The sequence below is a fragment of the Bilifractor sp. LCP21S3_F8 genome, assembly GCF_052117805.1.
GTDB lineage: Bacteria > Bacillota > Clostridia > Lachnospirales > Lachnospiraceae > Bilifractor.
The window spans coordinates 1-22,131 of record NZ_JBQKIK010000018.1; the positions used below are offsets into that span (position 1 = coordinate 1).

Annotated in this window: 13 protein-coding genes; 5 read left to right on the top strand and 8 right to left on the bottom strand. The window is 51.4% G+C overall.

Annotation, left to right across the window (positions count from 1 at the left end; translation table 11 throughout):
- Positions 1-329: 329 nt before the first annotated feature.
- Together ACTQ3A_RS09120 and ACTQ3A_RS09125 are read right to left on the bottom strand one after the other, a co-directional pair.
- Entirely contained in the window at positions 330-668 is a 339-nt protein-coding gene (locus ACTQ3A_RS09120) for an HU family DNA-binding protein (protein ID WP_441100470.1), read from the bottom strand.
- A 256-nt stretch (positions 669-924) separates the two neighbouring features.
- Positions 925-2,271, bottom strand: a complete 1,347-nt coding sequence (locus ACTQ3A_RS09125) for a CCA tRNA nucleotidyltransferase (RefSeq protein WP_441494671.1) — start codon at positions 2,269-2,271, stop codon at positions 925-927.
- Positions 2,272-2,532: 261 nt separating this feature from the next.
- On the opposite strand from ACTQ3A_RS09125, the gene proS reads away from it, so the two are divergent.
- The 5 genes from proS (at position 2,533) to ACTQ3A_RS09150 (ending at position 9,132) form a co-directional block, all read left to right on the top strand.
- Entirely contained in the window at positions 2,533-3,972 is a 1,440-nt protein-coding gene (proS, locus tag ACTQ3A_RS09130) for a proline--tRNA ligase (RefSeq protein ID WP_441100466.1), read from the top strand.
- Between the two features lie 471 nt (positions 3,973-4,443).
- On the top strand, positions 4,444-6,678 hold the full coding sequence (nrdD, locus tag ACTQ3A_RS09135) for an anaerobic ribonucleoside-triphosphate reductase (protein ID WP_441100465.1): 2,235 nt from the start codon (positions 4,444-4,446) through the stop codon (positions 6,676-6,678).
- 515 nt (positions 6,679-7,193) lie between these two features.
- Complete coding sequence (nrdG, locus tag ACTQ3A_RS09140; RefSeq protein WP_441494670.1) at positions 7,194-7,718, top strand: anaerobic ribonucleoside-triphosphate reductase activating protein; 525 nt, start codon at positions 7,194-7,196, stop codon at positions 7,716-7,718.
- A gap of 255 nt (positions 7,719-7,973) precedes the next feature.
- The gene (locus ACTQ3A_RS09145) at positions 7,974-8,432 is read left to right on the top strand and encodes a Fur family transcriptional regulator (RefSeq protein ID WP_441100463.1); all 459 of its coding nucleotides are present in this window, start codon (positions 7,974-7,976) and stop codon (positions 8,430-8,432) included.
- A 121-nt stretch (positions 8,433-8,553) separates the two neighbouring features.
- On the top strand, positions 8,554-9,132 hold the full coding sequence (locus ACTQ3A_RS09150) for a ferritin family protein (protein WP_441494669.1): 579 nt from the start codon (positions 8,554-8,556) through the stop codon (positions 9,130-9,132).
- 222 nt (positions 9,133-9,354) lie between these two features.
- Here ACTQ3A_RS09150 and rsmA read toward each other — a convergent pair whose 3' ends face one another.
- The 6 genes from rsmA to ACTQ3A_RS09180 all read right to left on the bottom strand — a co-directional run bounded on the left by rsmA (position 9,355) and on the right by ACTQ3A_RS09180 (position 22,125).
- Entirely contained in the window at positions 9,355-10,326 is a 972-nt protein-coding gene (gene rsmA / locus ACTQ3A_RS09155) for a 16S rRNA (adenine(1518)-N(6)/adenine(1519)-N(6))-dimethyltransferase RsmA (RefSeq protein WP_441495301.1), read from the bottom strand.
- Between the two features lie 184 nt (positions 10,327-10,510).
- The gene (locus tag ACTQ3A_RS09160) at positions 10,511-13,717 is read right to left on the bottom strand and encodes a hypothetical protein (protein WP_441494667.1); all 3,207 of its coding nucleotides are present in this window, start codon (positions 13,715-13,717) and stop codon (positions 10,511-10,513) included.
- 83 nt (positions 13,718-13,800) lie between these two features.
- On the bottom strand, positions 13,801-16,299 hold the full coding sequence (locus ACTQ3A_RS09165; protein ID WP_441100459.1) for a glycogen/starch/alpha-glucan phosphorylase: 2,499 nt from the start codon (positions 16,297-16,299) through the stop codon (positions 13,801-13,803).
- 311 nt (positions 16,300-16,610) lie between these two features.
- On the bottom strand, positions 16,611-19,802 hold the full coding sequence (ileS, locus tag ACTQ3A_RS09170; protein WP_441494666.1) for an isoleucine--tRNA ligase: 3,192 nt from the start codon (positions 19,800-19,802) through the stop codon (positions 16,611-16,613).
- A gap of 102 nt (positions 19,803-19,904) precedes the next feature.
- Positions 19,905-20,888, bottom strand: a complete 984-nt coding sequence (locus ACTQ3A_RS09175; RefSeq protein ID WP_441495299.1) for an exonuclease domain-containing protein — start codon at positions 20,886-20,888, stop codon at positions 19,905-19,907.
- 367 nt (positions 20,889-21,255) lie between these two features.
- Entirely contained in the window at positions 21,256-22,125 is an 870-nt protein-coding gene (locus ACTQ3A_RS09180; RefSeq protein WP_441476535.1) for a carbohydrate ABC transporter permease, read from the bottom strand.
- Positions 22,126-22,131 lie beyond the last annotated feature (6 nt).

The window sequence follows — 22,131 nt, forward strand, 5'->3', positions numbered from 1 at the left end:
TCAGACCATCACTTACTTTGGCACTGCAGTTGGTTTACTTGCGGCAAATGGTCAGTAAAAAGCCAGTTCTTTGCAGAGTCTGACCATCTCCAGGAAGACACTTTGTAAAAAGGGCGTGTGAAAAAACATTTCGTTTTTTCACACGCCCTTTTCTGTTGTGTTTCAAAATTAATTATGGAACGGGAGCCGGATCATGAAATCCAGCTCCCGTTTTTTTGCTTTTCAGCCAATTACGATTTTCCAAAAATCATTCGAACCAAATTATAATGTTCATGAACATTATAAAAAATTTTTGGTTACAAAAAACAACCGTTCTTCAGCAGCTGCTGTTATTTGATCATGTCCTTCAGAGCTTTTCCTGCCTTGAACTTCGGAGATTTGGATGCCGCAATCTCGATGGTCTCACCTGTCTGCGGATTTCTTCCGCTGCGCGCCGCTCTCTCAGATACTTCGAAGGTTCCAAATCCGACAAGCTGCACTTTATCTCCGTTCTTCAACGCTTCTGCTACAGTATCAATGAATGCGCCAAGAGCTTTCTCAGAATCCTTTTTCGAAAGTCCCGTTTTCTCGGCGATTGCTGCCACTAATTCGGTTTTGTTCATGTAATACTTCCTCCTAAAATTTACAATATATGGTCTTTTTATACTCTCAGACGCCTGATTTGTCAAGAAAATCCAGGTGTTTCAAGCATCCTCAAGAGTTTACTTTATACCATCCTCCGGCTTCTGACAACCGCCTTTTTGTTTTTTCCCGATTTGCACAGGATTTTTCCTGCGCACGGATTCACGATCTCTGTCTGAATTTAAATTTCTCGTCATGATCAGGGCATTTTTTGAAAATCGTCTGAACTCACGCCCGCTCTCTCACCTGCATTTTCAGTACAATAAACCGCCATGCGATACATCATGCCACATGCTGTACAAGCTACCGATTGCTCCGTTCTTCAGACGAGCCCGTACAGAAGCCGAGAAGAAATTCCCGGTTGTTCTTCTCCGGATCATCCAGCACAAGCTCCAGTGCCTTCTGGAGACAGACGCCGATCTCCGGTCCCTTCGGAATTCCTGCGTTGATCAGATCCCTGCCGTTAATCGCCAGGCCTTTCAGATCCACGCACTGATTCTCGCTGATAATCCTCTCTCCTACCTGAGCCACCCCGATCACACGGCGAAGCTTCTCCTCGCGCTTCCACTCGCTCTGCGCCATCGTATCCGCGTCCTGTACCCTGATGAAGAGCGGGAAAAGATCCTTCCCTACCTTATTGATAAGATGACGGACCTGCTTCTCATCCGGCTTTACTCTCCAGTCATGATAGATGATGAGCGTCCGCACCTGGCGGATGGTGTCGTTGTCCATCTTCAGCCGCCGCATGATCTTCACAGCCATGGCAGCGCCCTTCTCTCCGTGCCCCTTGAAATGATCAATTCCATTCGCGTCTGTCGTTCTGCATGCCGGTTTTCCCACGTCATGAAGAAGCATCGTGAAACGCAGAATTCTGTCGTTCTTCACCTCCGCCATGGAGACGAGAGTATGCTCGCCGACACTGTACATGTGATGCGGATTGTTCTGCGGCGTTCGCATCATCTCATCAAATTCCGGAAGGATGATCCTAGTGATCCCGGCCTGATAAGCCACCTTCAGATACTCCGGGTGGTCCGACGTAATCAGCTTTGTGAGCTCCGCGCAGATGCGCTCTGCACTGATCTTCGCCAGATTCGGAGCCAGCTTTACAATTCCCGCGATCGTCTCCGGATCAATTCCGAAATTCAGCTGCGCAGAAAAACGAACCGCGCGCAGAATCCGAAGAGCATCCTCTGAAAAGCGTTCCTCCGGGTTTCCTACACAGCGGATGCACCTGCGCTGCAGGTCATCCATTCCTCCGTAGAGATCAATCAGACCCTCTTCCTCATTGTATGCCATCGCGTTGATGGTGAAATCGCGGCGCTTCAAGTCCTCCGGCAGACTCGCCGTGAAGGTAACGTTCTCCGGATGACGGCTGTCCTTATATGTACCGTCAATCCGATAAGTCGTCACCTCATGCGCTCTGCCGCCCACAAGCACCGTCACCGTTCCATGCTCGATTCCGGTATCCACCGTCTTCACAAAAATCCGCTTCACCTGCTCCGGGAGCGCCGACGTCGTGATATCCCAGTCCTCCGGCCTTCTTCCCAGAATGGAATCACGCACACATCCGCCTACGATATAAGCTTCATATCCCTTTGCATGCAGGCTGTCCAGAACCATGCGGACAGTCGCCGGTATTCTTATCTTCATACTACAAAGTACCTTTCCACTCTCACTTCAGTTTTCCGGAGCTTCTCCGTCTGAACTTCTACCATAATAATCCGTTTTACAGCCTGATGCAAGCGAAGCGGTACCGTCAGCCTGTCAAGAGACTGTCAAGCGAAGCAGTACCGTCAGCCTTGACAACCATTTCTATTGAGGTTAGAATTTATGCTGATTGCGTTCGCGAAGAAACCGCAACCACATTAAGTACCGTTATGTACATGATCGATAAATAATCAGGAGTTCACTATGGCAAAGGATAAGAAATTAGTAGAGCAAATCACGTCGATGGAAGACGATTTTGCGCAGTGGTATACCGATGTCTGCGTCAAGGCCGATCTGATCGGATACACCAGCGTAAAGGGCTGCATGGCGATTAAACCCGCCGGCTATGCGATCTGGGAGAATATCCAGAATAATCTCGACGCCCGCTTCAAAGCGACCGGCGTTCAGAACGTATATATGCCGATGCTGATCCCGGAAAGCCTTCTCAACAAGGAGGCGGAGCTTGTGAAAGGCTTCGCTCCGGAGGTTGCTTGGATCACCCAGGGCGGATCCGAGAAGCTGACTGAGCGTCTCTGTGTGCGCCCGACTTCCGAGACACTGTTCTGCGATTTTTATGCAAAAGACATCCATTCCCACAGAGATCTTCCAAAATTATACAACCAGTGGTGTTCCGTTCTGCGTTGGGAGAAGACAACCCGTCCCTTCCTCCGCTCCCGTGAATTCCTGTGGCAGGAGGGTCATACCGCTCACGCAACCGCAGAGGAATCGGAAGAGAGAACCGTTCAGATGCTGAACGTCTATGCCGATTTCCTGGAGCAGGATATGGCTATCCCTGTAATTAAAGGACAGAAAACCGAGAAGGAGAAATTTGCAGGCGCAAAGCACACTTACACCGTCGAAGCCATGATGCACGACGGAAAGGCCCTTCAGTCCGGCACCAGCCACAACTTTGACGACATCTTCGCAAAGGCTTACGGCGTACAGTTCACCGACAAGGACAATACCCTCAAGTATGTGCATCAGACCTCCTGGGGAATGACCACCCGTGTCATCGGAGCCATGATCATGGTACACGGCGACAACAGCGGTCTCGTACTGCCTCCTCATATCGCTCCCGTTCAGGTCATGATCATTCCGATCCGCCAGGATGCCGAGGGCGTCATGGACAAGGCTCTCGAAGTAAAAACGGCGCTTGCCGCTGCCGGCGTCCGTGTGAATCTCGATGATTCAGAGAAGAGTCCCGGCTGGAAGTTCTCCGAGCAGGAGATGCGCGGCATCCCGATCCGTATCGAGCTCGGACCGAAGGACATCGAGAAGGGTCAGGCTGTTCTGGTTCGCCGCGACACCCGCGAAAAGACCATCGTCCCGATCGAAGAGATCCCGCAGCAGGTTCCCGTTCTGCTTGAAACCATTCAGACTGACATGTTCCGCCGCGCAAAGGAGCACCTGGACACCCATATCTATGACGCGACTGATTATGACACCTTCTGCAAAACTGTTGCAGAAAAGCCAGGCTTCGTGAGAGCGATGTGGTGCGGTGATGAAGCCTGCGAAAACAAGATCAAGGCAGATACCACGGCTACCTCCCGTTGCATCCCCTTCAAGCAGATCAGGATCAGCGACCGGTGTGTATGCTGCGGAAAGCCGGCAAAGCATGAGGTTATCTGGGCAAAAGCGTACTAAAAATATAATTGTTATGGCCTTCGAAATCGCATCCGGACTCTTTCGCACGCTTCGCGTGCGTCAAGCCTTTCTGCGTTTTCGAAGAGCTCTCTTTTATTACTCTGTATAAGCTTCGCGTCACTTCGCTGCTCCGCAGCTTCCGTGCCGCTAACAGGTATTCGGATTTCGCGCATTCGCGCTTCATCCTCATACCTGTTGCCTTCGAAATCGCATCCGGACTCTTTCGCACGCTTCGCGTGCGTCGAGCCCTTCTGCGTTTTCGAAGAGCTTATACACTAAAAAACGCTGAATTTACCGGAGATTTCTTGTGAACTTTTTTCGCAAGTTTCCCCTTCACATTCTGCAAGTGTTAGGTTATTATAGTAGGGCACACAAGATGTTGTGCCCTACTTTTTGTTTTTAACAAAATATAGTACATTCAAACAGGCAGAGTTCCAGAATCTGTTTTTTCACTACCCAGGGGGATTAGAAATGGAAAAGAAAGTTACTACAAATGTCATCAAACGAAATGGCGAAGAGGTTACCTTCGACATTACGAAGATCTGCAACGCAATTGCAAAGGCCAACAATGAAGTCGACAAGATTCATCAGATGAATCCGTATCAGATTCAGGCGATCGCTGACAATGTCGCGGACCGCGTCAGCCAGTCCCCTCACGCGGTCAACGTCGAGGATATCCAGGACATGGTAGAGACCGGAATCATGGAGATGCGCGGCTTTGAGGTTGCGCAGAAGTATGTCCGCTACCGTTATAAGAGGACGCTCGCGAGAAAATCAAACACCACGGACGATGGTATTCTCTCGCTGATCGAGCAGAACAATGAAGAGGTGAAGCAGGAGAATTCCAACAAGAACCCTGTCATCAACTCCACCCAGCGTGACTACATGGCCGGAGAGGTCAGCAAGGATCTGACAAAGCGTATTCTCCTTCCGGAAGATATTGTGCAGGCCCATGAAGCCGGAATCATTCACTTCCATGACTCCGATTACTACGCGCAAAAGGAGCACAACTGCGACCTGATCAACCTGGAGGACATGCTGCAGAACGGAACCGTCATCAGTGAGACCCTGATTGAAAAGCCCCACAGCTTCTTCACCGCCTGCAATGTCACCACACAGATTGTCGCTCAGGTTGCATCCAACCAGTACGGCGGTCAGTCCTTTACCCTCGCCCACCTCGCGCCCTTCGTGGACATCAGCCGGCAGAAGATCCGCAAGGAGGTCATCGCCGAGCGTCAGGAATGCGGAGAGGACATGGATGAGAAGATTATCAACCTCATCACTGAGCGCCGCCTTGCGGAAGAAATCAAGAGCGGCATCCAGACCATCCAGTACCAGCTCATCACTCTGATGACCTGCAACGGACAGGCTCCCTTCGTAACCATGTTCATGTATCTGGATGAGGTTCCGGACGGACAGACGAGAACCGATCTCGCCGCCATCATCCGTGAGGTTCTGGTTCAGAGAATGCAGGGTGTCAAGAACGAGAAGGGTGTATGGATCACCCCTGCTTTCCCGAAGCTGATCTACGTTCTGGACGAGGACAATATCCATCCCGACTCAAAGTACTACTATCTCACCGAGCTTGCGGCGAAATGCACCGCAAAGCGCATGGTTCCCGACTACATCTCCGCCAAGAAGATGAAGGAATACAAAAACGGCGATGTATATCCCTGCATGGGATGCAGAAGCTTCCTCACACCGGACAACGAAAGTGTACCGGAAGGTCTCTGCGACAACGACAACAAGTCCGGATCCAGAAATCACATCGACGGAAAGCACAAGTACTACGGACGTTTCAACCAGGGCGTCGTTACCATCAATCTTGTCGATGTGGCCTGCTCCTCCAAGAAGGACATGGACAAGTTCTGGGAGATCCTTGATGAGAGACTTGAGCTCTGCCACCGTGCTCTCCGCTGCCGCCACGAGAGACTTCTGGGGACACCTTCCGATGTTGCCCCGATCCTCTGGCAGTATGGCGCGCTCGCGAGACTGAAGAAGGGCGAAACCATCGACAAGCTCCTGTACAACAACTACTCCACCATCAGTCTCGGATATGCGGGTCTCTATGAGATGTGCGTATACATGACCGGAAAGAGCCACACCGACCCTGAGGCAAAACCGTTCGCCCTCAAGGTTATGCAGCACCTGAACGACAAGTGCGCCGAGTGGCGTGCCGCGGAGCATATCAGCTACTCCCTGTACGGAACCCCGATGGAATCCACCACATACAAATTCGCGAAGTGCCTGCAGAAGCGCTTCGGCGTGATAAAGGATGTCACCGACCACAACTACATCACGAACAGCTACCATGTCAACGTCCGCGAGAAGATCGATGCCTTCCAGAAGCTTAAGTTCGAGGCCGATTTCCAGAAGCTTTCCCCGGGCGGAGCCATCAGTTATGTCGAAGTTCCGAACATGCAGGACAATATCCCCGCCGTAATCTCGGTGATGCAGTTCATCTACGACAACATCATGTACGCTGAGCTGAACACCAAGAGCGATTACTGCGAGGTCTGCGGTTATGACGGAGAGATCCAGATCAAGGAGGACAAGCACGGAAAACTGATCTGGGTATGCCCGAACTGCGGAAACACCGATCAGAGCAAGATGTCCGTCGCGCGCCGCACCTGCGGATACATCGGAACCCAGTTCTGGAACCAGGGCCGCACACAGGAAATCAAGGACAGAGTCCTTCACCTATAATCTGTGTTCTTTAGCGCTGTAATATACAGTAAACCTCATACGATAAGCCGTGCCACACACTGTATATGCTGAGGATTGCTCCGTGCTTCGCACGGTATATGTCCCCGTGGCACGAGAGCTGCCTCACAGCTTCCGTGCCGCTGACAGGTATAAGCTACGAATTGATTAAGACCGCCACACCAGCCACCTTCCATGAATATATGTCTCCCGCATGTGTCTCCGGCAGCAGCCACTGCCCGACTCCGTCATCCGGAACACCAGAGCGGACCAGGCGACACACGGAATCATGGAAGCGGCCGGTGCGGCGGTTTCTTTTGCATCACGCATCATAAACGCAGGTGATCGCGGGGTGATCCGGAGTTGCCGGAGCTTGTGGCGGCATGTGACAGTTTCTTTCTGCAGTATATTTTTTCCTCTGGAAAAATAATACAAAAGTTAATCCGTCAAACAATTCATCAGGTGTCTAAAATGTTTTTTAAAGAAACTGAACAAGTATTTACGAAAGGATTGTGTCTATGAATTACGCGAACATCAAGGAGTTTGACATAGCGGATGGCCCGGGCGTCAGAGTCAGTCTCTTCGTCTCCGGCTGCAGACACCACTGCAAGGGCTGTTTTAATTCCATGACCTGGGATTTCAATTATGGAACGCCTTTTACCGAAGAAACCACAGAAGAAATTCTGAAGGCTCTCAGACCGGATTATATCCAGGGTTTCACGCTTCTGGGCGGCGAACCCTTTGAGCCGGAGAACCAGCGGGTCCTTGTCGGACTTCTGAAGCGGATCCGTGAGACATACCCCTCCAAGGATATCTGGTGCTACACCGGCTACACCTATGATGTCGATCTGATGGAGGGAGGCAAAGTGTACACCGATGTCACGGACGAGATGCTCTCCTACATCGACCTCATCGTCGACGGTGAGTTCATTGAAGCGCAGAAGGATGTCACCCTTCTCTTCCGCGGAAGCCGCAACCAGCGTCTCATCGGCCTGCATGGGTACAAGGCTCCCGAGGAACGGAAGCACAATCTTAAGAAATGATCATTATCACTGCCCACTCGCACCAGGTAAGCCTGACTTTTTTCCCAGACTTTTATCATCAAGGACAAAGCTTTTAAAGCACCTTTTTTGGCTTATACCAGCGCAAAGCTTTTAAAGCATCACTGCCTGGTATAAGCCAAAAAAAAGAAAAGAAAAAGAAAACTTTTTTGAATTACCTGTTGACAACAAGGGAGGTCAGGCCTATACTATAAACAGTAATCGTTCTCATTATTATTTTAAAGAAAGGATAAAGGCATGGCAGTATTGAAACACAGCCGCCAGAGGGAAGCTATCTACAATAATCTCCAGAATCGCAAGGATCACCCCACAGCGGATATGATTTTTGCGGATATACGGAAGGAATTTCCGAATATCAGTCTTGGAACTGTATACCGTAACCTCTCCCTTTTATCTGATCTTGGCAAAATCCAGAAGCTTGCCGCAGACGGTGTCGCGGACCGGTTCGACGGAAACGTCCTTCCACACGATCACTTTATCTGCCGCAGGTGCGGAGCTATGACAGATATGGATTTTGTGGATACGGAACGGTTCAAGGAGGAAGCAGCCCGCCGCTTTGACGGCGAAATTGAAAGCTGCAGTATTGTTTTCTACGGGATCTGCGCAGACTGCAAGAAAAAGGAAGCGATGAACCTGTCTGAAGAAGAATATTCTTCTGAGACGCAGCACCCCGTCGGGATTCAGCCCACAGCATAAGCTGTCACTCCAATAAGATTTGTTGTGTAATTGTTTCAGTTGGTTATGATGGTTTTTGTCCGATTACCCTGAGGAGGTAAAACGACAGCACAATTTTTCTTTAAGAAAGGTGGTAACTCAAATGGCTAAATGGAAATGTACAGTATGTGGACACATCTATGATGAAGAGGTTGAAGGCGTAAAGTTCGAGGATCTTCCTGCTGATTGGAAGTGCCCGACCTGCAAACAGCCGAAATCCAAATTTGTAAAGATCGATGAGACTGCTGAGCGCACATGGGCTGCCGAGCATGTAGTAGGCATTGCCGCTGACGTTCCGGAAGATATCAAGGAAGGCTTGAAGGCTAATTTCGAAGGTGAGTGCTCTGAGGTTGGAATGTATCTGGCAATGGCTCGTGTAGCATTCCGCGAGGGATATCCGGAAATCGGTCTGTACTATGAGAAGGCTGCTCATGAAGAGGCAGAGCATGCTTCCAAGTTTGCCGAGCTCCTTGGCGAGGTTGTAACCACAAGCACAAAGAAGAACCTTGAGCTTCGTGTAGAGGCTGAGTATGGCGCAACCGAAGGAAAGTTCGAGCTTGCAAAGAGAGCAAAGGCTGAGAATCTGGACGCAATCCATGACACTGTTCATGAGATGGCTCGTGATGAGGCAAGACATGGCAAGGCATTCGAGGGACTTCTGAAGAGATATTTCGGAAAATAATTCAAAAGAATATTCCGAGAGAATAATTCGAGAAAGCTGATATATAAAATTCCCGGCATCACAGCTGAAAACTGCCAAGGCAGCGAACAGCTGATGCCGGGGATTTTTTTGTATTCGGAAATATGGTATTCTGCCAAAGGGTGCCAGGCAGCCAGAGATTTACCCATCTTCAGGGATATAGCAGTTTTGTTGCTGAAGACTGCATGGTCTGAAAAATATTTGTCATATGACCGGAGTATGCTTTACTCCCGACGAGGAATCCACATAATCCGCAGTGTCCTCCTTGCCGGACAACGCGTCCGCAAGATCCGCAAATTGCTTCAGATCCAGTGCCTCGCCCCGGATGTTCTCCGAAAGCCCGCATTTCTCCATGGCAGATTCAATCTGTTCTCTGGAATAATCAAGCTCGCGGCTGTTTCTCAGTCCGTTGAAAAGTGTCTTTCTCCGCTGCGCAAACGATGCCCGGATCAGACGGAACATCAGTCCTTCATCTTGCACCTGAACTCTTTCTTCCGCTGACCGGCCGGTCAGACGGATCACCGCGCTTCCTACGTTCGGCCTTGGCATGAAGCAGTTCGGAGGCACATTTGCCACAATTTCAGGTCTGGAGTAATACTGAACTGCCAGCGACAGAGCCCCGTAATCCTTTGTTCCAGGGGATGCCTGCATCCGTTCCGCAACCTCCTTCTGGACCATGACAGTCACGGACTCCAGCGGAACCTTCTTCTCAAGAAGCTCCATCAGAATAGGGGTCGTGATGTAATATGGAAGGTTTGCCACAACCTTAACCGGTCTTCCGCCGTTGTGCTCCTCCACAAAGCGGTTCAGATCAATTGTGAGAATGTCCTGATTGATCACCGTCACATTGTCCCAGTCCGAAAGTGTGTCCTCCAGGATCGGTATCAGATTGCGGTCGATTTCCACCGCATACACCTCGCGTGAAGCATAGGCAAGGTACTGGGTGAGTGTTCCAATTCCCGGTCCGATTTCCACCACACAGTCATCCCGTCCGATCCCTGCAGCACGAATTATCTTCTCCAGCACGTGGGGATCGATCAGAAAGTTCTGACCGTATTTCTTCTGAAATCGAAAGCCGTACTTCTGCAATATTTCAATTGTTCTGGCCGGCGTACCGAGCCAGGGCTCTTTTCTTGATTCACTCAATTCCTCTGTCCCCTGAAAAAAATACAGCATGATGCTGTCTCTGGTCGTGTTGTCTCCGGTTCTGCGATCTCCGGTTCTGTGGTCTCCAGTTCTGCGGTCTCCGGTTCTGCGATCCCTGGTTCTGCTGTCCCTGCTCCGCAAGCAGGCGCCGACGGATTTATGAAGCTGGCCGCGCCGGCTTCGTTTCCGGTGCGGCCAGAGATTCTCTGCCTGTTCAGGTAAGATTGAAATCCTTCTCCTGAAGCACAAGCCATTTATCCTTTTTGTTTTTCCTGCTTCTGCGGCGCTTCGCCGAGGAGCGGCTGATCGCCTTGTCAATCATGTCCTTCACGATCGAAATGGTCACAGGCTCTTCCTCTGTCTGCATATTGCCGATCATGGTGTAGAGCGCAAGGATCGCCATGTCGTCGATCTTATAACCATTTTCTGTCGCATAGGTTCTGGCGAATGTGATCAATTCATCGTTTGTGAAAACAGGAATAGAGATGACTCGGTCGAACTTCGCGGCAAAACGCGGATATTTCTTAAGAAACGCACGCATTGCAACCTTCTCATCCTCGATGATTGTGATCATGCAGTCCGTCCGGAATTCCATTGCCTGGCTCAGCTTCTCAACGGTAGCCTCGTTCATTCCCGAGACATCCTCGATAACGAAGAAACCGCCCGCCATTCTGGCTACAACCTTCGCAGGATCCTTCTCATTCAGATCGGCGCCTTTGACTCTGGCAACCTTTGCCGCATCCATGCCGAGATCCTTGCACATCGCGACGACGAGTCCGTGTGTCAGACGGGTTTTTCCGGTTCCACGAGCCCCCATGACCGCGATATTGCCGTGAAGGGATGTCTTCTCACCTGCATGCTCATATACACAGCTGATCGCTTCCAGAATCTGAGCGTCCATTCCGGGGATTCTTGCAAAATATGTGAAGATCTTTCGCTGTTCCTCATTCATCCGCGTCGGCTTTGCCCGGTTCATGATACGGATCCGGCGCTCCTCCGGAGTCTCTTCGCTCAGGATCTTGTCGATTGAAATCGGCACGGTATTAGCGCCGATGGTATCCAGAGGTATCGTATGCGTATGAGAGGCTCTCTCTTCCTCGCTTGGCTGCGGATCCGGAATCTCAAGCTCCTCGATGTAATGAATTTCCTTTTTCTTTGGTTTCGCAGAATCAGCGTCTGCTGACGCTTCATCTGTTCTGACCTCTTTCGACGGTACGCTTCCGGCGCCTGCAGCAGCTCCTTCTGTCCCAGACCCAGCCCCAGCCTTCAGTGTCTCTGGTGTGACCTCTCTGGACAGATCTTCTTCTTCAAGATCACGGAGGCGGATTCCGCCCGCCAGATCCTTCGATTTTTCTGTCTCCTCCGGTACTTCTTCCTCGACCACCTCAGCCTCTTCCGGCGATTCTTCCTCGACCACTTCGGCCTCTTCCGGCGATTCTTCCTCGACCACTTCGGCCTCTTCCGGCGATTCTTCCTCGACCACTTCGGCCTCTTCCGGTGATTCTTCCTCGACTACTTCGGCTTCCTCCGGCGATTCTTCCTCGACCACTTCGGCCTCTTCCGGCGATTCTTCCTCGACTACTTCGGCTTCTTCCTCGACCGCTTCGGCCTCTTCCGGCGATTCTTCCTCGACTACTTCGGCTTCTTCCGGCGATTCTTCCTCGACCACTTCAGCCTCTTCCGGTGATTCTTCCTCGACCACCTCGGCCTCTTCCGGTGATTCTTCCTCGACCACTTCGGCCTCTTCCGGTGATTCTTCCTCGACCACTTCAGCCTCTTCCGGTGATTCTTCCTCGACTACTTCAGCCTCTTCAAACCGGGTCCCGGTCTTAACCCCTGTCCCGTCAGAGACCTTTTCCTCTACAATCTCAGCTTCTGCTTCAGGAGTCTCGATTTCGACGGCCTCTGCCTCTTCCACCGGAGCCTCTGCTTTTACGGTATCTGCCTTTTCCGCGGCAGCCTCAGCCTTTGAAGCACCTGTCTCTTCCACCGGGGTCTCTGCTTTCACGGTATCTGCCGTCTTCGCGGCAGCCTCTGCTTTTGAAGCACCTCTTTCTTCCGCCGGAGCATCTGCTTTCGCAGTGCCTGCCGTCTCCTTCTTCGCAGCTCCCGCCGCGATTTCACTCGAGAAGGATCCTGCTGTCTCAGCGAGAAATGCATCCAGATTAAAATCTCCGGTATTCATCTTCCTGCTGGTTCCTTCTCTGCGCGCCTTCTCGGCTGCGGCAGCCGCCGGCGTCATTTTTCTCTCTGAAACAGAATTCTGCTGCTTTAATTCCGGATTATTCGACGGTCTCGCACTTCCACCGACACTCGAAGCCTGCGATTCGTCAGTGCTCCTCCGGAAATCCGATCGCAGATCTTCATCTGAGTATCTCTCTGTATCGGCTGTCCGTCCGGCATCTGAAGTTCCGCGAAGATCAGATCCCGCATACCGGCCCGGATTCCTTCCGGAATCGACGGTAGCATTCTGATCCCGATTTCTTCCGGAATCAACACTTTCCTCTGTAAAGGAGTGTATTACATGATGGAAGCCCTTTTCCAGTCTGTCCTTGAATTCCACTGCCGCGGACTCTGCCGGATGCTCCTGCTCCGAACCCGTTCCTCTTCCGGAGCTCTGATTGTCGGATTCCATAGAACCAACGGCTTCCGCGCGATTTCTGTCACGCTTCATGAATGAGGAAGATTCCGGGACTTCCCTTTCCTCTTCCTTAAATATGCCGGCTCTCGCGGAAGCGTCCTCCTCTGTGCTCTCTGTATCCTCAGAAGGCGCCCCTGCGCTCTGCTCCTGTTTCCTGCGGTTTGCCGCTGCCTTCATCCGGTTATAGTTCTGTTCCTGTGAAGGTGTCAGAGCCGCGTACTGCTTCTTGAGCTCCATCGCCTTCATGACATATCTGCCCTCGCTGAACCACAGAATCAGATCGTCACAGGTTTCCACGCACTTCTTTGTATCACCTGCTTTCGAATACAGGACGGCAAGCTCATAAGCCCATCGCTCGGTATACTCCCGTTCCTTGTATTCCTCCAGAACATCGATCTGTGCCTCCAGCGGCGCGCCCTTTGCCTTGAACAGCTTATACTGCAGAAGACAGCGTGAATTGTCGTTTTTGGCGACCTTGGAAAATTCCCGGAAATATTTTTCCGCCTCATCGATCTGATGCAGACGGATGCAGACTTCTACCAGGCGGTACAGAATATTACGCCCGATGGAGGCGCGGCTGTACGCGAGAACCAGTATATCCTTAGCGCTCTCATAGTCCTTATTCACTTCATATACATCTGCCACCATGTTCAGGGTGTTAATGCTCTTGACACGGCGCCAGTCAATCGAATCGACGATGCTCAGGGCGTTTTCATAATCCTTCTCCCTGACATAAGCCGTCAGTTCGTCTAATTTCTGATGATATTCCTCTTTATCCAAGGTTTATCGCCTCCCGTTAATATTATCTATACTCCTTGAAACCCCTTATCCATGCGCTGCCTGCGCTCCCCGGGCACAACTGGTTATTCCGGTGAAACCTCTCCATGAAAATCAGATGACTTCACTTCGATCTTGTCCAGCTTCCAGATGTCATCGACATATTCCTGGATGGTGCGGTCCGAGCTGAACTTTCCGGAATGCGCAATATTCAGAATCGCGCTCTTATACCACTCCTCCGAATTGCGGTACTTTGATTCCACGCGTTCCTGAGCGGCCGCGTAGGACTTGAAGTCCGCGAGAATGAAATAAACATCCGCACGGTTCCCGTTCTGCGGATACAGAAGGGAATTGTAGATGTCCCGGAACATCTCCATGTCTCCGTTGGAATACATGCCGTTGATCAGCTGCATGAGAACCTGACGGATATCGGCGTCGTTGTTGAAATACTGCATCGGATCGTAGCCGCCGTTCTTCTCATAATCGATGACCTGCTCCGCCGTCAGTCCGAAGATAAAGGCGTTATCCTCACCGACCTCATCGACAATCTCCACATTTGCGCCGTCCATCGTTCCCAGCGTCAGAGCGCCGTTCAGCATGAACTTCATATTTCCGGTTCCGGATGCCTCCTTGCTCGCGGTGGAAATCTGCTCGGATACATCCGCCGCCGCAAAAATAATCTCCGCGTTGCTCACGCGGTAGTCCTCAATGAAGACAACCTTGATCTTGTTCTTGATGCTCGCGTCATTATTGATCACATCCGCGACATTATTGATCAGCTTGATGATCTTCTTCGCCCGCTCATAGCCCGCGCTTGCCTTCGCTCCGAAAATGAAGGTTCTCGGGTAGAACGGAAGTTCCGGATGCTCCTTGATCTTATTGTACAGATACATCACATGAAGAATGTTCAGCAGCTGACGCTTATACTCATGCAGTCTCTTTACCTGTACGTCGAAGATGGAACGGGGATCGACCTCGATTCCGTTGTGCTCCTGAATATATTTTGCCAGACGCAGCTTGTTCTGGTACTTGATATTGCTGAATTCCGCCTGCGCCTTCTCATCATCCGCATAGATGGCAAGCTTGCTGATCGTGGACAGATCCGTCACCCACTCCTTGCCGACGTGACCGGTTACCCACTCTGCCAGAAGCGGATCTCCGTGAAGCAGGAAGCGCCGCTGCGTGATTCCGTTTGTCTTGTTGGAGAACTTCCACGGATACATCTCATAGAAATCCTTCAGCTCACGTTTCTCCAGAATCTCTGTATGAAGCTTCGCAACACCATTTACCGAGAATCCGCCTACGATCGCAAGGTTTGCCATCCGCACCTGGCCGTCGTAGATGATCGCCATGCTGCGGATCTTCTCATCACTGTTCTGCGGATACTTGATCTTAACTGCCTCACAGAACCTGCGGTTGATCTCCTCGACAATCTGATAGATACGCGGAAGCAGACGGGAGAACAGCTCGATCGGCCATTTCTCCAGAGCCTCGGCCATGATGGTGTGATTCGTATAAGCGCAGGATTTTGTCACAATCTCCCAGGCCTCATCCCACTCCAGGTGCTGCTCGTCCAGAAGAATCCGCATCAGCTCCGGGACGGTAAGCGTCGGATGTGTGTCGTTCATATGGAAGCACGCCTTCTCCGGAAGCTTATGAATATCATCATGTCCCTTCAGGAACTTCTTCACCGCGGTCTGGATGCTTGCGGAAACGAAGAAATACTGCTGCTTCAGGCGAAGCTCCTTGCCGGCCATATGATTGTCGTTCGGGTAGAGAACCTCGGTCAGCGTCTGCGCCAGATTCTCCTGCTCCACTGCCTTGTAATAATCACCCTTGTCAAAGGAATCCAGCGAAAAATCATTGATGGCCTCCGCATCCCAGATGCGCAGGGTGTCTACCACATTGTTATTGTAGCCGACAATCGGAAGATCATAGGGAACGGCACGTACCGACTGATAGCCCTCCTGGTGGTAGTAATTTCTGCCGGTCTTCTCATCGTAGTCAACCGCGACGTACCCGCCAAATTTGATCTCCTTCGCATACTCCGGACGCTTCAGCTCGAAGGGGTAGCTTCCATCCTTCAGCCAGTTGTCCGGCTTCTCAATCTGATACCCATCCTTGATCTCCTGCTTGAACATGCCGTAGTGATAACGGATTCCGCAGCCGTAAGCGGTGTAGCCGAGGGTGGCAAGCGAATCCATGAAGCAGGCAGCCAGTCTGCCAAGTCCGCCGTTTCCAAGTGCAGGGTCTCTTTCTTCATCCTCGATGGCATCCAGATCAATTCCCATCTCATCCAGTGCCTGCTTTACCTCACCGTATGCGGTAAGCGCCAGAAGGTTATTGCCGAGATATCTTCCGGTCAGAAATTCCATCGACATGTAGTAAACGATCTTCGGATCATCCTTCTTCATGGTCTGCTGGGTCGCCATCCAGTTGTCAATAATGACATCCTTGACGACATAGCATACCGCCTGGTAGATCTGATGATTGCTCGCTTCCTCCAGAGTCGTCCGGAACAGTCTTCTGATCTCATCTTTAACTTCCTTCTTGAAATTATCTTTCTTGAATATCGGATTAAGCATTCTTTCCCCTTTCACTGAAAAAACACTGCCGGAAACGCACCGGCGTATCCGCGGATAACGGAATACATGCGCTCTGCCACTTCTCCGGTTTTCGTCCCGCTGCCGCGACGCTCACCTGAGTGAAACAGCCATACGCCACATCTCTCGGCAAACTGTAAAGCCGCGGACCGCTCTGCACCCGCCGCTCCCGCGATCTCACAGGTATGACATTCTAATTATACGATCATCAATCGCTTCGATATTCCTCGCTCCCGCAATCCTGCAGGTATGACATTAGGGAGTCCGGCAGATCCGGGCTCCCAGAAATATCCTTACTGTTTCTCGACACCCAGAGTGACTTCCTCAGAATTGATCTTCCAATCCTTGGTATAGCCGGCCGTCTCGCCGATCACGATATCATCGGCCAGAACGACTCTGGAGATCTTTTCTTTGTTCGCCTTCAGAATGTCCGCGATATGACGGTTGCCCTTTGCGTAGACCTTGATGCGGTCCATAACCTCAAAGCCGGCTTCCTTGCGCATCGTCTGAATCTTGCTGATCAGCTCCGCGACGAAGCCCTCCTCAATCAGCTCCGGAGTCAGCGCGGTATCCAGCATCACGGTCACGCCCTGATCCGCCTGCGCCACATAACCCTCAGTCTGCGCGATATCAATGAGGAGATCCTCTCTTGCAAGAGAAATGCTCTGCCCGTCAACAGAAATCGTCAGCACACCGTTCGCGTTGAGTTCCGCTACCGCCTCTGCTCCGTCCAGCCCGGAAAGAGCCTTCCGGATGCCTCCGACCAGCTTTCCGTACTTCGGGCCGACTGTCTTCAGCTGCGGCTTGATGCTGTACTCCACCTTCAGATCATCCGAAAATTCCACGGACTTTACATTCAGCTCATCGGTCACAATCTTGGTGTAGAAGTCATCCAGACGGAAGTCCGCCTTGACATACATTCTGGAAAGCGGCTGACGGTTCTTGATACCGGAAGCATTTCTCGCGGCGCGGCCGAGCACAACAATTCTCGTAACCTCACGCATGTTCTGCTCGAGATCCTTATCGATCCACGCCTCGTTCACGGTCGGATAATCACAGAGATGAATGCTCTCCGGAGCACTGCTGTCGACGCTGCGGACGAGGTTCTGATAGATGTCCTCCGTCATGAACGGAATCATCGGAGCCGCTGCCTTGCAGAGCTCGACAAGAGCGGTATAAAGCGTCAGGTAGGCATTGATCTTGTCCTGCTCCATTCCCTTCGCCCAGAATCTCTCACGGGATCTGCGCACATACCAGTTGCTCATGTCGTCGACGAAGGACTCCAGAGTCTTGGCAGCCTCCGGGATACGATACTGATCGAGATCCGCGTCCGTCTCCTTGATCGTAGAATTCAGACGGGACAGAAGCCATTTGTCCATGACAGAAAGCTTGTCGTAATCCAACTTATACTTTGTCGGATCAAAATTGTCGATATTCGCGTAAAGTACCCAGAACGCATAGGTATTCCAGAGCGTTCCCATGAATCTTCTGGAATACTCCATCACAGCCTTGTCATGGAACTTGTTCGGAAGCCACGGTGCGCTGTTGATATAGAAGTACCAGCGGATCGCATCCGCTCCGAACTTGCGCAGCGCGGACATCGGCTCCACCGCATTGCCCTTGGACTTGGACATCTTGTTGCCGTCCTTGTCCAGCACAAGGCCGAGCACGATTACATTCTTGTACGCAGGCTTGTTGAACAGCAGTGTGGACTCGGCATGCAGAGAATAGAACCAACCTCTGGTCTGATCCACCGCCTCGGAAATAAACTGCGCCGGGAACTCCCTCTCGAACAGCTCCTTATTCTCAAATGGGTAATGAAGCTGCGCATAGGGCATCGCTCCGGAATCAAACCAGCAGTCGATAACCTCCGGCACACGGTGCATCTCGCCTCCGCAGTCCGGACATTTGATCGTGAACTGATCCACATAAGGTCTGTGAAGCTCGGTGTGCTCCGCGTCCGGATTTCCGGTCAGCTCCGCGAGTTCCTTTCTGGAGCCGACACAGATCTGCTTTCCGCAGTCCGGACAGGTCCATACCGGAAGCGGCGTGCCCCAGTAACGGTTTCTCGAGATACCCCAGTCCTGGATATTCTCCAGCCAGTTTCCGAATCTGCCTTCTCCGATCGTCGGCGGGATCCAGTTGATCTCCTTGTTGTTCCGCACGAGATCATCCTTAACGGCTGTCATCTTGATGAACCAGGACTCTCTCGCATAGTAAATCAGAGGAGTGTCGCATCTCCAGCAATGCGGATAATCATGCTCTACCTTCGGAGCCGCGAACAGAAGCTTTCTCTCGGAAAGATCCTTCAGGACCTCGGGATCCGCGCTGACCGTACCCTCATCTTTCATCTCGTGCTCGGTCGGCTTGCAGCGCATTCCCGCAAACTTTCCGGTCTCCGGCTTCAGACGGCCGTGATCGTCTACCATCTGAACAAACGGAGCGTCGTACTTTCTCCCGACGCGGGCATCGTCCTCACCGAATGCCGGTGCGATATGAACAATACCGGTACCATCGGTCATCGTTACATAATCATCGCAGTACACGAAAAATGCCTTCTTGTGCTGCTTCGCGGCTGCATCCGCCGCGCACTGATACAGAGGCTCGTACTCCTTGTATTCCAGATCCTTTCCCTTAAAGGTCTCAAGGATCTCGTATGGCTTTTCTCCCTCCTCCTTCGCGACAGGCCCGAGAACCTTGTCCAGAAGAGCGACCGCCATGTAATAGGTATATCCGTCCGCGCACTTCACCTTCGCGTACGCGTCCTCCGGATTCACGCAGAGCGCGATGTTGGAGGGAAGCGTCCACGGCGTGGTGGTCCATGCCAGGAAATATGCGTCCTCGCCCTTTACCTTAAAGCGGACGATCGCGGTGCGGTCCTTGATGGTCTTGTATCCCTGCGCAACCTCATGGGAGGAGAGCGGCGTTCCACAGCTCGGGCAGTAAGGAACAACCTTGAATCCCTTGTACAGAAGACCCTTCTTCCAGATTTCCTTCAGCGCCCACCACTCGGACTCGATATAATCATCATAGTAGGTAACGTAGGGGTTGTCCATATCGGCCCAGAATCCGACCTTACCGGAAAACTGCTCCCACATTCCCTTGTATTTCCATACGGATTCCTTGCACTTCTTGATGAAGGGCTCGATTCCGTAGGCTTCTATTTCATCCTTGCCCTCAATGCCGATTTCCTTCTCAACTTCCAGCTCAACAGGCAGTCCGTGCGTATCCCATCCGGCCTTCCGGGGGACCTCATATCCCTTCATCGTGCGGTATCTGGGAATCATATCCTTAATCACACGGGTCAGTACATGTCCGATATGCGGCTTGCCGTTCGCCGTTGGCGGACCGTCATAGAACATATACATAGGATGCCCTTCATTTTTCTTTACACTTTTCTCGAAGATCCGGTTCTCCTCCCAGAACTTCTCTGTCTCTCCCTCTCTCTCTACGAAGTTGAGGTTTGTATCGACTTTTCGGTACATATCAGTAATTTCCTCCTTTGGTTTACAATGTTTTCTCGTCACATGTAAAAAACCATATATGCCTTTCAGGCAATCTATTATAAAAAGACGGCTGAAGCATTGTCAAGCCATTCCACTGGTTTCATGCCTTTTTTTGCGCCTTCTCGCGCGAAGTCCGTCCCGTTTGCTGCGGATCACATCCGCCTCAGCCTCACTGCTGATCTTGATGGTCTTCACCACGTAGACCCTTCCCTCATCGGTATGCTTCATCCGGATCTTTCCCTTCAGATAACCGTGCTCCGGACACCAGGCCACGCTGTAGTAGTTCCGCGAATTCACGGAAAACCAGCGCATCTTCTTCCGGGACTTCCTTCCGCATCTGCAGCAGTAGGTACTGCAGACCTCCGGATCCTTCATCGCTTCCTCCTTGGTTTTGAACTCCCTGGAGATGTATTTGCTGTACCCGTTGTAAATCGTGTGGATTTCCTCGGTTTTCTTCTTCGGGTTCTGATACACGTCGATGGAGTCGTAGGCAAGCACGACATCCATGTCGATCTTCTGAAAAATCAGCGCGGTATACCTGGCATCTGACAGCGCCCGGTGAAATTCCTCGTCCTTTCCGAGCTTCAGGTAATCAATCCCGTATTCCAGTGCTCTGCGGCTCTTCATATCCTCGAACTGAACCGCGAACAGTTTCTGAACATCATAGTAATGAAGCGGTCCCTTCAACAGTTCAAGCACCTGATAATATTTCATATTTCGCTGAAGCTCTGTCAGATCAACGGTGCCCCAGGTGCAGAAAATCGATTCCGGACCGGCCCAGGCCAGGAACTGCCGGACCGCATCCGGAAAATAGTCGCCGTTCTTCAGTTCTTCTCTGCCGATATGCACAATCTCCCGTGTGCGGTAATTCAAAGATTTATAGACAACCGGCCGTATCACACGCTGAAACGTATCGACAATCTCCCGGTTCTCATCCAGCTTTACGGCCCCGATCTCAATAATCTCAAACGGAAGACGCTTCACCTCCCGGCTTTTGCCGTAGGGGCTCTGGTTCCACTCAAGATCAAAGACAATATAATTCATTGTTTCATGTCCTTTTTGCATAGATAGTTTTATCATAGCACATCCCTTTGTTGCCGCGCAATGCATACCCGCACTACTTTCTAAAGCTCCACCCGCCCAGTTACTGTACGCCCCATCTATGTACGGCAAGAACTTAAGCGGTGCGTATACAGAAAAACTTTCCCGGGCACAACGAGATAAAACACGCTGCGCGAGTTTTATCTCGCTATCGCGACGCTCGCCGCACACGAATACTTCGCATTCGGCTGCGGCTCACTGTTCGCGTAAACAAAGAGGCTGCTCAAGCGTACCCGCTTTCACAGCCTCTTTCTGAATCAGTATTCAATTTCCGGATATATACCGGATCAGCCTTTCACGCCTCCGGCCGTAACTCCTGTTATATACCGGATCAGCCCTTCACGCCTCCGGCCGTAACTCCTCCGACGATATATTTCGAGAGGAAGAGATATACGAAGATGACCGGGAAGATGGAGAAGGTGATGGACGCATATACCTGTCCCATATCAAACTTCAGCCAGTCCGCGGAACGGAGCTCTGCAATTAGCACGGGAAGCGTCTTCATGCTCTCCTTGTGCAGAATCAGCGCGGGAGTGAAGTAATTGTTCCAGCTGTTGACGAAGGTGAAGATCGCCTGCACCGCGATTGCCGGTTTCATAAGCGGCATAACGATGGTGTTGAAGATCCGGAATTCACCGGCTCCGTCAATCCTCGCGGCCTCCAGAAGAGAACCCGGAAGGTTTGAGTCCATGTACTGCTTCATATAGAAGAATACAATCGGCGACGCGACAGCCGGAACTACAAGCGGGAGATAGTGATCCATCAGATTCATCTTGCTGACCAGCTGTACAAAACCAAGCGCGGACACCTGCGTCGGAATCATCATGATCGCGAGAATAAAGGTGTAAATCGCCTTCTTTCCCTTGAAGTCATATGCGTGAATTGCGTATGCAGTCATCGTGCTGAAATACGTGCTGCACAGGGCGCTGAGGCCGGCAATGATCAGCGAATTCAGCATGCCGCGCACGAAAGGAAGCGATCCGTGCAGCATATTGTACAGATTCTCAATTAAATGTGAACTCGGGACCGGTGTAAACCCTTTGCCCAGCTCGCCGTTGGATCTGGTGGTATTGATGAACAGAATGTAGAACCAGATCAGACACAGGAAGGTCAGAAGGATGAGTATTATATAGGAAAAAATTCTTCTTCCCCTGACAGTTCCCTTCGCTGTTTTTTCTTCGTTATTTTGTACTGCAGCCATCTCCTG

Bases quoted from the DNA above. Each gene is read 5' to 3' on its own strand.
- ACTQ3A_RS09125 (WP_441494671.1), bottom strand. From the start codon at position 2,271: ATGAAGATAAGAATACCGGCGACTGTCCGCATGGTTCTGGACAGCCTG.
- proS (WP_441100466.1), top strand. From the start codon at position 2,533: ATGGCAAAGGATAAGAAATTAGTAGAGCAAATCACGTCGATGGAAGAC.
- nrdD (WP_441100465.1), top strand. From the start codon at position 4,444: ATGGAAAAGAAAGTTACTACAAATGTCATCAAACGAAATGGCGAAGAG.
- nrdG (WP_441494670.1), top strand. From the start codon at position 7,194: ATGAATTACGCGAACATCAAGGAGTTTGACATAGCGGATGGCCCGGGC.
- ACTQ3A_RS09145 (WP_441100463.1), top strand. From the start codon at position 7,974: ATGGCAGTATTGAAACACAGCCGCCAGAGGGAAGCTATCTACAATAAT.
- ACTQ3A_RS09150 (WP_441494669.1), top strand. From the start codon at position 8,554: ATGGCTAAATGGAAATGTACAGTATGTGGACACATCTATGATGAAGAG.
- rsmA (WP_441495301.1), bottom strand. From the start codon at position 10,326: ATGCTGTATTTTTTTCAGGGGACAGAGGAATTGAGTGAATCAAGAAAA.
- ACTQ3A_RS09165 (WP_441100459.1), bottom strand. From the start codon at position 16,299: ATGCTTAATCCGATATTCAAGAAAGATAATTTCAAGAAGGAAGTTAAA.
- ileS (WP_441494666.1), bottom strand. From the start codon at position 19,802: ATGTACCGAAAAGTCGATACAAACCTCAACTTCGTAGAGAGAGAGGGA.
- ACTQ3A_RS09175 (WP_441495299.1), bottom strand. From the start codon at position 20,888: ATGCAAAAAGGACATGAAACAATGAATTATATTGTCTTTGATCTTGAG.
- ACTQ3A_RS09180 (WP_441476535.1), bottom strand. From the start codon at position 22,125: ATGGCTGCAGTACAAAATAACGAAGAAAAAACAGCGAAGGGAACTGTC.